Origin of the sequence: Cytobacillus oceanisediminis, from assembly GCF_007830235.1 — a bacterium.
In the GTDB taxonomy this organism is placed as follows: Bacteria; Bacillota; Bacilli; order Bacillales; family Cytobacillaceae; genus Cytobacillus; species Cytobacillus oceanisediminis.
Genome location: NZ_VLKI01000032.1, coordinates 20980 through 33409, shown reverse-complemented (window position 1 = coordinate 33409; position 12430 = coordinate 20980). Strand labels below are relative to the sequence as shown.

General features: G+C 40.9%; 10 protein-coding genes and 8 tRNA genes. 17 read left to right on the top strand and 1 reads right to left on the bottom strand.

Annotated elements, in window-relative coordinates; translation table 11 throughout:
* From IQ19_RS26350 to IQ19_RS26315, 8 genes are all read left to right on the top strand, one after another.
* Positions 1-84: transfer RNA gene (locus IQ19_RS26350), tRNA-Tyr, on the top strand.
* A 7-nt stretch (positions 85-91) separates the two neighbouring features.
* Positions 92-165: transfer RNA gene (locus tag IQ19_RS26345), tRNA-Trp, on the top strand.
* An 11-nt stretch (positions 166-176) separates the two neighbouring features.
* Positions 177-252 (top strand) — tRNA-His (locus tag IQ19_RS26340).
* A 60-nt stretch (positions 253-312) separates the two neighbouring features.
* A tRNA-Gln gene (locus tag IQ19_RS26335) sits at positions 313-387 on the top strand.
* Between the two features lie 4 nt (positions 388-391).
* Positions 392-466 (top strand) — tRNA-Gly (locus IQ19_RS26330).
* Between the two features lie 19 nt (positions 467-485).
* Positions 486-559, top strand: a tRNA-Cys gene (locus IQ19_RS26325).
* Between the two features lie 28 nt (positions 560-587).
* Positions 588-676 (top strand) — tRNA-Leu (locus IQ19_RS26320).
* A 23-nt stretch (positions 677-699) separates the two neighbouring features.
* A tRNA-Leu gene (locus tag IQ19_RS26315) sits at positions 700-781 on the top strand.
* Between the two features lie 624 nt (positions 782-1405).
* On the opposite strand, the gene IQ19_RS26310 is transcribed toward IQ19_RS26315, so the two are convergent.
* Positions 1406-2311, bottom strand: coding sequence for a nuclease-related domain-containing protein (locus tag IQ19_RS26310; RefSeq protein WP_144546565.1), 906 nt, complete (start codon positions 2309-2311; stop codon positions 1406-1408).
* A 213-nt stretch (positions 2312-2524) separates the two neighbouring features.
* On the opposite strand from IQ19_RS26310, the gene IQ19_RS26305 reads away from it, so the two are divergent.
* The 9 genes from IQ19_RS26305 to IQ19_RS26265 all read left to right on the top strand — a co-directional run bounded on the left by IQ19_RS26305 (position 2525) and on the right by IQ19_RS26265 (position 12341).
* The gene (locus IQ19_RS26305) at positions 2525-3466 is read left to right on the top strand and encodes a carbohydrate ABC transporter permease (RefSeq protein ID WP_144546563.1); all 942 of its coding nucleotides are present in this window, start codon (positions 2525-2527) and stop codon (positions 3464-3466) included.
* Positions 3466-4293: a carbohydrate ABC transporter permease gene (locus IQ19_RS26300; protein ID WP_144546561.1), complete on the top strand. Its 828-nt coding sequence runs from the start codon at positions 3466-3468 to the stop codon at positions 4291-4293. Before IQ19_RS26305 ends, IQ19_RS26300 begins: the two co-directional genes overlap by 1 nt.
* 73 nt (positions 4294-4366) lie before the next feature.
* Positions 4367-5653 carry an ABC transporter substrate-binding protein gene (locus tag IQ19_RS26295; RefSeq protein WP_144546559.1) on the top strand — a complete coding sequence of 429 codons (1287 nt, stop codon included), beginning with the start codon at positions 4367-4369 and terminating at the stop codon, positions 5651-5653.
* A 337-nt stretch (positions 5654-5990) separates the two neighbouring features.
* Positions 5991-7805, top strand: coding sequence for a sensor histidine kinase (locus IQ19_RS26290; protein WP_144546557.1), 1815 nt, complete (start codon positions 5991-5993; stop codon positions 7803-7805).
* Positions 7783-8514 (top strand): response regulator transcription factor, encoded by a 732-nt coding sequence (locus tag IQ19_RS26285; RefSeq protein ID WP_144546555.1) that lies wholly within the window; start codon positions 7783-7785, stop codon positions 8512-8514. Before IQ19_RS26290 ends, IQ19_RS26285 begins: the two co-directional genes overlap by 23 nt.
* A gap of 20 nt (positions 8515-8534) precedes the next feature.
* Positions 8535-9275, top strand: coding sequence for a ThuA domain-containing protein (locus IQ19_RS26280; RefSeq protein ID WP_144546553.1), 741 nt, complete (start codon positions 8535-8537; stop codon positions 9273-9275).
* Between the two features lies 1 nt (position 9276).
* Complete coding sequence (locus tag IQ19_RS26275) at positions 9277-10305, top strand: Gfo/Idh/MocA family protein (RefSeq protein ID WP_144546551.1); 1029 nt, start codon at positions 9277-9279, stop codon at positions 10303-10305.
* A gap of 9 nt (positions 10306-10314) precedes the next feature.
* The gene (locus tag IQ19_RS26270; RefSeq protein WP_144546549.1) at positions 10315-11352 is read left to right on the top strand and encodes a Gfo/Idh/MocA family protein; all 1038 of its coding nucleotides are present in this window, start codon (positions 10315-10317) and stop codon (positions 11350-11352) included.
* A 20-nt stretch (positions 11353-11372) separates the two neighbouring features.
* Positions 11373-12341, top strand: a complete 969-nt coding sequence (locus IQ19_RS26265) for a sugar phosphate isomerase/epimerase family protein (protein ID WP_144546547.1) — start codon at positions 11373-11375, stop codon at positions 12339-12341.
* Positions 12342-12430: the final 89 nt, after the last annotated feature.

Genomic DNA, 12430 nt, shown 5'->3' with positions numbered 1-12430 from the left:
GGAGGGGTAGCGAAGTGGCTAAACGCGGCGGACTGTAAATCCGCTCCTTCGGGTTCGGCAGTTCGAATCTGCCCCCCTCCACCATTTATATAGGGGTATAGTTTAATGGTAAAACGAAGGTCTCCAAAACCTTTGATGTGGGTTCGATTCCTACTACCCCTGCCAATATTATGATGGCGGCTGTGGCGAAGTGGTTAACGCATCGGATTGTGGCTCCGACACTCGTGGGTTCGATTCCCATCAGTCGCCCCATATTTTTTATAGTGATAAAACAAGCAGCAAACTCATATATATGTAACATGAAATTGTCAATGGGCTATAGCCAAGCGGTAAGGCACCGGACTTTGACTCCGTCACTCGCAGGTTCGAATCCTGCTAGCCCAGCCATTTTGCGGAAGTAGTTCAGTGGTAGAACATCACCTTGCCAAGGTGGGGGTCGCGGGTTCGAATCCCGTCTTCCGCTCCAGATGAACTTTAAAATTTATGGCGGCATAGCCAAGTGGTAAGGCAGAGGTCTGCAAAACCTTTACCACCGGTTCGAATCCGGTTGCCGCCTCCACAAACTAAATCTTGAAACGCTGATATATGCCGGGGTGGCGGAACTGGCAGACGCACAGGACTTAAAATCCTGCGGTAGGTGACTACCGTACCGGTTCGATTCCGGTCCTCGGCACCACAAGATTTACTACATTTTAATATGCCGGTGTGGCGGAATTGGCAGACGCGCACGACTCAAAATCGTGTTCCTTCTGGAGTGTCGGTTCGACCCCGACCACCGGTATCATGAAAAAAACGGTTTTCCTTTTGGAAAACCGTTTTTTTTGTGATCTTTAATTTTTTATAATGGAAGAAAATTAGGTAGTTAATAATCGATAGTTGTAAGTTATTTATCCCAAAAGGGATGTATTTGCATTATGTAAAATATAAAGGTTCTGAACAGTTCGGAAGATGGTTTCGAATGGGTTCTGAGTGGCTCGGAACCCTTAGTTATTTAAGAAACAACAATGAAAACAAATGATTCCCATTCTTGTCTTGGAAAAAGATTGCTGGTACATGAGGTAAACAACGTATCCCGACTCAGCGGACGGGAAGAAAAAGGGAACGAAAGGGCTTCAATCGTGCCCGTACTCAGTAAAATGGGAATAGAAAGGGAACGAAAGAGCGCCAATCGTACCCGTACTCAGCAAAGTGGGAAGGGAAAGGGAACGAAAGAGTGCCAATCGTGCCCGTACTCAGCAAAATGGGAATAGAAAGGGAACGAAAGAGCGCCAATCGTAACCCTACTCAGCAAAATGGAAAGAGAAAGGGAACGAAAGAACCAAAACCTGCCTAATTTGAGCCAAAATATTTTTGAGTTAAAATTGTTTAGTTGCACTGGCTTTTACATATCACTTTTTTAATTTTATCATTCATAATGTGTTGACTTGCCATTATTAAATAGTTCGAAGTTATTTAATAGGATCCTTCTGATGGTCTTCTTAGATCTGATAATTTTGCACCATTCATGGATAACGGAGGTTGTGATTTTTTTCTCAGGAAAAAGTAATCTAAATTCCTTAATACTTCTGATTACTGCATGTGTAATATCCTCTTTGAATCCACAGCCTTGGCACCATAAATTGTTTTTATTTAAAGGGTTTAAAAAAGATCCACAAGATAGACAGGTTATCCCTTTCTCCAACTTCTCAAACGTATACTGCGGTTTCCGTACAAAAGGTGTTTCTTTCAAACCTAAAGATATTAATTTTTTAGATAGCCTTAAATTTTTATCTTTTTGGCTTGTGGATGTCATTTTTAGTTTGTTTATGAATCGGTTAAGTTGAGCTGGAAATATAGCTGGCAGGTTAAATGGAGCTTGGTATAAATAAAATTCGGGGTTAATGAAGATGAGGTATGATTTTATTGGAAAATTGAATCCAAGGTCATGGAGTAGTCGTCTCAGCAGCGATTCGCTTCTTTGGAGCTGAAGCAAGGGGTTTTTGATTTCAGATTTTGAAGTGGTACACCATCTATCTTTCTCAATATAAAAATCGCCTTCAAAATTTTTCACTTCAAAAATATAAATACTTTCTCCAGTTATAAGCAGCGAATCAATCTGGAATATTGTATGGCTATATTCCAGCAATAAATCATTCACTATGATCAACTCATCAGGAAGACGTTCTAGCCACTTGTCAAACTGCTTTTCCCCATCAAAACCTTTTTCTAAGTTAAGATAATGACTATAATCCTTTGAAGTCAATTGCATTCGTCCGCTTAAATGTCGAAGCATTATCAATTCATCTGTTTCAAAACGGTGCTTTAAAAACATATTTCACATCCTTAGTTCAAGATAGATTTATTTTATGAAATACACCCTATATTTACAAGATAAAGCTCTCACCCCGGGGAGAGCTTTTCCTTTACCTAAAACAGAAGTCAAAATATTGCACCATTTTGGTCAATTGAGTCACCTATATATGCAAACGTTTTCAAATATAATGTAGGAAAGCGTTTGCAAGAGCAGAGGGGGCGGTGAAATGGATTGGAGACAAAGATTCAGATTGAAGAACCAGTTATTCAATCAGAGGTGAAAACAGTATCCAGGAAAAAGGTGAAGTTAAAGGGGATTTTAACATATGGGGCTTTTGTGGGGCCGGCGTTGTTATTTTTTCTTGTGATTCAAATTATTCCTTTTTCAATGGGGATTTATTATTCGTTTACTTCCTGGAATGGTGTTAGTTCTGTAGTTGAATGGGTAGGACTTGAAAATTATATTAAGATTTTTAAGAATGATCCCAAGTTCTTTGATTCATTTATTTTTACAACAAAGTTTATGTTTGCTTCGGTTATTATTAGTAATTTAATAGGGTTTGGACTGGCTTTATTATTAAATGCAGCATTGAAGTCGAGGAATTTATTGCGCACTGTTTTCTTTATTCCAAATGTCATTGGCGGTTTATTGCTTGGGTTCATTTGGCAGTTTATTTTTGTAAAGGGGTTTGCTGCAATTGGAAACCTTACTGATCTGTCAATTTTTAAGCTCCCTTGGCTCGGTGATGAGACCACTGCTTTTTGGGGAATTGTGATTGTGTTTGCCTGGCAGATCAGCGGTTATATGATGGTCATTTATATTGCGGCTCTTCAAGGGGTTGATCAAAATCTTTTAGAGGCGGCGAGGATAGATGGAGCATCAAATTGGACACTGCTGACCAAAATCATCATCCCGCTTATTTTGCCGGCATTTACAATCTGTTTCTTCTTAACGATTTCGATGGCATTTAAAATATTTGACCTGAATATTTCGCTTACTGGCGGAGGTCCATTTAATTCAACACAATCAGTTGCGATTAACATCTACCAGGAAGCATTCCAAAATAACCGGTACGGCCTGGGTACAGCGAAATCAATTTTATTCTTCCTGGTTGTTGCGATTTTTACAACTGTCCAGGTTATGATGACGAAGAAGAGGGAGGTTGAGGCATAATGAACCCAAAATACACGAAGTATACGTTTCTTCTTGAAATGATCGGAATTGTATTAGGTGTGATTTTCCTCATTCCTTTCTACTTCGTTCTCGTTAATTCCGTAAAAGGCTTCGCTGATATTTTGATTGATGCTGCGGCTTGGCCAAAAGAATTTCTTTTCTCAAATTACGTAAAGGTATGGGATATTATCAATTTTCCGCGGGCCTTCTGGAATTCGCTTATAATTACGGTAATCAGCAATATCGGCCTTGTTGTCATTAGCTCAATGGCTGCCTGGAAAATGGTTCGGACACCGGGGAAACTCAGCAAAATTCTGTTTGTATTCTTTGTATCCGCTATGGTCATTCCTTTTCAGACGGTCATGATCCCGCTGATGAAGCTGGGCGGTGCATTAAATCTGACAAACAGTATACCGGGATTAATCATTATGTATTTTGGCTTTGGTGTACCGTTATCTCTATTCCTGTATCACGGATTTATAAAAACAGTACCAATTGAAATTGAAGAATCAGCAAGGATTGACGGCTGCAGCCAATTTGGTGTCTTCTGGAGAATTGTTTTTCCGCTCTTAAAGCCAATTACTGTAACAGTCGTTATTTTAAATACATTGTGGATATGGAATGATTACCTATTACCGCTGCTTGTGCTGCAGGATGCAGAACTTCGAACGATACCATTGGCAACGAGCTCCTTCTTTGCACAATACACAAAACAGTGGGATATGGGACTGGCAGCTCTTGTAATGGGTATTACACCGGTTATTATTTTCTTCTTGTTTCTGCAGAAGCATATTATTAAAGGCATTGCTTCAGGTTCTATTAAGTAGTTGTAGAGATTTTTGCTTACATACACTTTGGCGGCAAAAATTTATATAAAAAAATTCAGGGGGGAATACCAATATGAAACGCTATGCTCTTATATTGCTGTCATTGATTTTGGCGGCAGGCATTATTGCAGGCTGTTCTTCTTCAAGCTCTTCAGGGGACGAAAAGCCAAAGGATGATACAAAAAATGAGGATGAAGTTGTAACACTGAATATGTTCCAATTTAAAGTTGAAATTGCCGAACAGCTTCAGGAAATGATTACTGAGTTTGAAAAAGAACATCCAAATATTAAGGTTAAGCTTGAGACTGTTGGAGGCGGGGCTGACTATAGTGCCGCTTTAAAAGCGAAATTTGCTTCGGGCGAACATCCTGATATTTTTAACAATGGCGGATTTAAAGAGCTGGAGCTCTGGAAAGAGCATCTAGCTGACCTTTCAAATGAGCCATGGGCAGAGCACGTGCTTCCAATCGGAAAAGTGCCAATGACGGATACAGATGGCAAGCTTTACGGTATGCCGGTAAACCTTGAAGGTTATGGATTTATTTATAATAAAGATTTATTTGAAGAAGCGGGAATTAAAGAGCCTCCTAACACGATTTCCGAGCTTAAGGATGCTGCTAAGAAACTAGAAGATAAAGGGATTACGCCATTCTCTGCCGGCTATGGCGAATGGTGGGTAATCGGGCAGCACTTATTAAATATTCCATTTGCACAGCAGGAAGATCCGGTTGCTTATATCGAAGGTTTATATAGCGGATCTGAAAAAATTACGGGCAATGACAAATTTAAAGAGTTTAAAGAAGTAATGGATACAGAAATCAACTCCGGAAATGACAACCCATTAACTACTGATTACAATACGCAAGTTACATTATTTGCTTCAGGTAAAACGGCAATGCTGCAGCAAGGAAACTGGACAGAGAATATGATTTCTGAAATTAATCCAGATATTAATATGGGCTTCCTGCCGATCCCATTAAGCGATGATGAAGCAACGGCGGACCGTTTGCCTGTTGGCGTTCCTAACAACTGGGTACTTAATAAAAACTCAGAGCATCTTGAAGAAGCAAAACTATTCCTTGAATGGATGGTATCATCTGAAACAGGAAAACGTTATATCACAGAAGAATTCGCGTTTATTCCTGCCTTTGACAACATTGAGCCTAACGGTTTAGGACCACTTGGTCAATCCATTCTTGAATATTCGAAGGAAGATAAAACGATTCCTTGGACTTGGTTCAGATGGCCGGATGGAGCGAACAAAGAGTTTGCTGCAACCATCCAGGAATATGCTGCAGGTAAAATCGATTATGATACAGTTCTGGAGAGGTTCCAGGCTTCATGGGATAACCTGAAATAATTTAGTTTTAATAAAAATAGAAAGCATGTCTGCTGCAGATATGCTTTCTATTTCATCTTTTACTAAAAAATCTGACTGAAAAAGTTCCCTTTATCGCAGTCTCACTGGCGGTAAGTCTCTGGTTTTGGGAAAATTGTAAACATGCGGAAGCCCGAGACAACTGCCTGTAGAGGCCCCCTTTAAAGAACTCAGACTAAAAGCGCCACGTCCTGGCAGCGTCTGAGTGACTCACATCCTGCAAGCCTCAACTAACACTCCTCGGGGAAAAAGAATATCCCCACAGAGGGAAGTTTCGCTTTATACTATTGTAAAGACAACAAGGCAGCGGGGGATGTAAATGTTTAAGGGGAGCATTAGAAATAAATTAATTGTTCTATTGCTGATTGCGACGATTGTGCCTTTTGGGGCGTCAATTGTGATTACGTATTACCATACGACGGAATCACTGAAGAATCAGGCCGTTAAAGAAAATAGCAATCTATTATACCAAGGCAAGGTGAACCTTGAAAGCTACATAAATGAACTGAACGGATTGACACTATCCCTGTATAATAATCCGGGGTTTATTAACTTTATAAGAGACCCTCAAAAAGAAAATAATTATCAGGCTGTAGATACAACTAGAAATGTGATTTCAACTATTCTGTATGCAGAAGAAAATATAAAAAGAGTGAACATTGCAATAGCGAAGGAAGACAGGCTTATTTCCGCTTCCAAACGCTCCACGGTTATTTTTTCAAAGAAATTAAGGAACATCAATCAAGAGTACTATGTAAAGGCAAAAGAAAGCCCAAGCAATATGTATCTCGAACCCATTCATAAGATTAAGGAACCAGAGGATAAAAAGCCTAAAAATGTGATCACGCTCCACCGTTCACTGATCAATATCCCATCTGATGATGTGCTGGCCTATATTTCTTTGGAGTTTTCTCCGGATCAAATCAACAACATTAGCCGCAACCTTTATACGAATGGGAATGAGGAATTTTATATTGTATCTCCAGAGGGGGAATTGATATACCGGTCTAATGAAGAGAGTGAAGAGGGAACCAACAAGCCTAAGTGGATCGATTGGGTAATCAAAACGGACAAAGAAAACGGTACAGTTGAATGGAAAGAAGGTTCATTTAACGGTGTTATGATTTATGATCAAGTGTCGCAAAATTCAGGCGGCTGGTACCTCGTAAAAAGAGTTCCCTATACAACCTTATATGAAAGTGCATTTAGTGTAGCAAAAATAAATATTATGTTTGGAGCAATCGGGCTTCTTCTCGTCATTCTCGCTACATTATTTATCTCTTTTAAAATAACCTTTCCGATCAAAGTACTTCTTCAATATATCGAACAGGTAGAAAAGGGTAACCTGAAGGTCCGTTTTAAATCTATTGGGAATGATGAGATTGGTTATCTCGGTGACAGGTTTAAACAAATGATCGATAAAATTAATGATTTGATAAACCGGGAGTTTAAATTGCAATTGGAAAATAAAACGAACCAACTTAAGGTTTTGCAGTCGCAGGTAAATCCGCATTTTTTATATAACGCATTGCAGTCAATCGGTACTGCTGCTTTAAAAAATCAGGTTCCACAAATTTATTCGTCTGTTACTCACCTATCTAAAATCATGAGATATAGCATGAATATGGAAGAAGATATGGTTCCGCTTTTAAAAGAGATTGAGCATACTAAAGCATATCTTCTGCTGCAGAAAGAGCGGTTTGGAGATCAGCTTCAATTCTCCTTTAAGCTTGATGAAGAGGCTATGAAGATACAGGTACCTAAAATGATTTTGCAGCCAATTGTTGAAAATTATTTCAAGCATGGCTTTGATGCGAGGGAAAAAACAGGAGAGATTAAAATTGCCTGCAGGCAGGATGAATTTTTTCTGGATATTATTGTTGAGGATAATGGCACAGGTGTATCGGAAACCAGACTTGACGAAATCCAAAGAAATCTGATTAATGACCAGATTGGACAAAAGGGTGAAGAAACCAATATTGGTTTGAAAAATGTGTATGTCCGTTTAAAGCTTTATTATGGGGATCGGGCATATCTTCAACTTAGGAATTTCGAGCAAGGCGGGCTGCTTGTTTCTATTAAACTTCCAAAAAGGATGGAAGGTGGTAAAGATGAAAGCGATAATCGTGGATGATGAAAAGCATGTGCGTGAAGGTTTATTGCTATTAGCGGATTGGAGCCGTTTTGGCATCAAGACGATCATGGAAGCGGTTGATGGAAATGAGGCGGTGAAGCTCATAACCGAGCATCGTCCCGAAATTATTTTTACCGATATGAGGATGCCGAAGAGAGATGGAATCAGTCTTTTAAAATGGATCCATTCATCGGATATTTCCAGCAAAACGATTGTAGTCAGCGGATATGATGATTTTGAATACATGAGAAATGCCATCTGCTATAAAAGCTTTGATTACATCCTGAAGCCAATCGATCCGGAAATTTTAAATGAAACATTGGAAAGAGCTGTTACCGAGTGGAATCAGCAAACTTATCCCGGCAAACCCCAGCAGAATGATTGCGGAGAAAAGAATGTCATACAGCAAATAGAAGAGTTTTTGCTGGAGAGCTACAACAAAGATATCAATCTTCAGGAAATTGCCGACCGGTTTTATTTAAGCAGGGAGTATATTTCAAGAAAATTTAAACAGGAATATCAGGCTACCATCACCGATTTTATAACAAATATCCGTATGGAAAAGGCGAAAGAGCTATTACAGAATCCTAAGCTGAAAATCTATGAAATTGCTTTTCAAGTCGGCTATCAGGATGAAAAATATTTTAGCAAGGTGTTTAAAAAGACAGCAGGGATTTCGCCGAATGAATATAGAAGCTCGCTGATTTAATAACAGAAGGAGGAGTAACCATGATTAACGTGTTAGTTTGGAATGAGAACCGCCATGAAAAGAAGGATGAAAAGGTAAGATCGGTTTATCCGGATGGAATTCACGGTGCGATTGCCGGCTTTTTAAAAAATGAAGAATATAAGGTTAATACGGCAACATTGGATGAGCCGGAACATGGACTTACTGATGTTGTTTTAAAGGAAACAGACGTATTGATTTGGTGGGGACATCTCGCCCATGGGGAAGTAGAAGATTCAATCGTTGAAAAGGTAAAACAAAGAGTACTTGAAGGAATGGGGCTGATTGTTCTTCATTCAGGGCATTTCTCAAAAATCTTTAAAGCGTTAATGGGAACCTCTTGTGATTTAAAGTGGAGGGAAGCAGATGAAAAGGAACGGATTTGGATTGTAGACCCGAGCCACCCGATTGCGGCAGGATTGGGAGAATATATCGAGCTTGAACGCGAGGAAATGTATGGGGAGCATTTCGATATTCCGGCACCAGATGAGCTTGTAATGGTTAGCTGGTTTGAAGGCGGGGAGGTTTTCCGTAGCGGCTGTACATATAAAAGGGGTAAGGGAAAGGTGTTTTATTTCCGTCCGGGGCATGAAACATATCCAACTTATTATCAGAAGGACATTCAGCAAGTCATTAAGAACGCTGTTCAGTGGGCTAAGCCTGCCGATCTTCGAACACCGGTTTATGGAAACGCAAAACCATTGGAGAAAATCAGTGTGAAGCGTGAAGGAGTTGAGAAATAAGATGGAAAAAATCAGAATAGGGATTATTGGCTGCGGGAGTATAGCGAAGCATCGCCATATGCCTGAATATCATGCAAACAGCGGGACGATTATAGCAGCGGTTTGTGACATTGCAGAAGACCGGTTACAGGGTTTTGCTGAATTGTACCATGCAAAAGCGTACACCGACTATAAAGAATTGCTTGCTGATGCTGATGTGGATGCAGTCAGTGTCTGCACACCGAATTATCTGCATGCCCCAATTTCAATTGCTTCACTGAATGCAGGGAAGCATGTGCTATGCGAAAAACCAATGGCTACTTCAAAGGAAGAGGCGTTGGAAATGATTGAAGCAGCACATAAAAATGGAAAAAAACTAATGGTTGCACACAACCAGAGATTCGTGCCGTCACATAAAAAAGCCAAAGAATTAATTGAAAAAGGCGAAGCTGGAAAAATCTACAGCTTCCGGACAGCTTTTGGCCATGGCGGACCTGAGGGGTGGAGTGCGGATGGCAAAGAAAGCTGGTTTTTCAAAAAGGATCAGGCTTTCATTGGAGCAATGGGCGACCTTGGTGTCCATAAAACGGATTTGCTTCGCTATGTACTTGGAGAAGAGTTCGCGGAGGTCGGGGCCTTTGTAGAAACGAGTGCAAAGAAAAATGCAGATGTAGATGATACTGCCGTTTGTATATTGAAAACGGAAAGTGGTGTGATCGGCACATTGGCAGCAAGCTGGTCTTATGTTTCCAAGGAAGATAACTCTACGATTATCTATGGAGAAAAAGCCATTTTGCGGTTGGAGGATGATCCAGTAAATTCCCTGATTGTGCAATTTGCCAATGGTGACACTGTAAAGTATGAACTTGGCGGCATCCAGACAAATGATGAAGGCGGACAAAAGAGTTCAGGCGTAATCAACCATTTTGTGGATTGCATTGTCAATGATCAAGAGCCTGCCATCCCAGGTTCAGAGGGAATGAAGTCGCTTGAAGTTATTCTGGCTGCTCTGGAATCGAGCGAGACAAAACAAATCGTTAAAATTAATTGAGGTGCACCAATGAGGAAATTGCGGATAGGGATCATCGGAGCGGGCGGGATTGCCCAATCCAGGCATATTCCTGCCTTTTTAAAATTCTCTGATAACGCAACCATTACGGCTGTATGCGATTTGAATGAAGAAACAGCAAAAAGAGCTGCAGATCAATTCGGTATACAAAAGTCTTTTACAAATTATAAAGACTTGTTCAGAGAAACGGATGCAGTGGTCATTTGTACTCCAAATAAGTTTCATTCTGAGATTACAGTTGCTGCACTGGAAGCTGGGCAGCATGTGTTGTGTGAAAAGCCGATGGCAATGTCATCACAGGAATGCGAAGAAATGGCTGAAGCAAGGGACAGGTCCGGAAAGGTCCTGGCTATTGCTTATCATTACCGATTTATGAAAGAAGCACAAGCAGCTAAAAAGCTCATTCTTGCAAATGAAATTGGGCAGCCATTTGTTGCAAGGGCAAGGGCCATGAGAAGGCGGAAGGTGCCGGGCTGGGGGGTTTTTACGAATAAGGAACTGCAGGGCGGAGGAAGCTTGATTGATTATGGATGCCATCTATTGGATCTCTCGCTTTGGCTGATGGGGAATCCAAAAGAAACAGAAGTAATCGGGTCAGCTTATAATACGTTAAGCAAAATGCCTGACCAGATTAATCAATGGGGCAGCTTTGAACATAAGACCTTTAATGTTGATGACCACGTGACAGCCTACATAAAATTTGCAAATGGTGCATCTCTGCTTTTTGAAACCTCCTGGTCAGCTAATATTGAAAGTGATGAAGAAAGTGTCAGCCTTTCAGGTGAGTATGGAGGGATCGATTTGTTTCCATTCAGGATGAACCAATCCAAGCATGGGATGCTCCTCAACACCCAACCGGAATGGCTGCCTGGGGAGGATGACTATGCTCTTGCCCAAACGCAGAATTTTATTAATACCTGTTTGGGCAGGGAGGAATTTATGGTTAAAGCGGAAGAAGCTTTACAGACAACAAGAATAATTGATGCGATTTATAAAAGCAGTGAAACGGGAGAAAGAGAACAATTTTAAAGAAGCAGGAGGGGACACTTATGAAGCTCGGTGTGTTTACGGTTCTATTTGCGGAAAAAAAATTTGAGGATATGCTTGACCATGTGAAGGCCGCGGGGCTGAAGGCAGTTGAAATCGGAACGGGTGCTTATCCCGGAAACGCCCATTGCAATCTGCAGGGGCTTTTGGAAAATGAAGACCTTCGCCAAGATTATTTGGAAAAGGTTACGTCCAGAGGACTGGAAATCAGCGCATTCAGCTGCCATGGAAATCCGATTTCACCTGATAAAGCCTTTGCTGAGGAATCAGACAGAGTGTTATATGATACCATCAAACTGGCAAGCTTGATGAATGTTCCAGTTGTAAACTGTTTTTCCGGAACAGCGGGTGATGGGGAAGATGCCAAGCATCCTAATTGGCCTGTTACCCCATGGCCAAATGAATATGGAGATGTATTAAAGTGGCAATGGGAAGAAAAGCTTATTCCTTACTGGAAAAAAGCCGGCCAGTTTGCCACGGAGCATAATGTCAAAATCGGGCTGGAGCTCCACGGCGGTTTTCTTGTGCATACACCATATACGCTTTTAAAATTAAGGGAAGAAACCTGTGAGGCAATTGGGGCCAATTTGGACCCAAGCCATTTATGGTGGCAGGGAATCGACCCTGTTGCAGCCATAAAAATACTTGGGAAAGAAAATGCCATTCACCACTTCCATGCAAAAGACACCTATATTGACCAGGAAAATGTAAACATGTACGGCTTAACAGATATGCAGCCATATGGCAATGTCCAGACGAGAGCGTGGACATTCCGGTCATTAGGGTGCGGACACAGCCTGCAGGAATGGTCGGACATGATGAGCGCATTACGGACGTTTGGATACGATTATGTCGTCAGCATCGAGCACGAAGATCCGCTAATGTCGATTGAGGAAGGATTTACACGGGCAGTTAAGAATTTAAACTCTATCTTAATTGAAGAGCAGCCTGCTTCCATGTGGTGGGTATAACTCTGATCTTCAAGAGGTGCCGAAGAGAAAATTATAATTCTCTCCGGCACTTTCTTTCGACAAATTTCTCAAAAAGGGTTGACCATTTC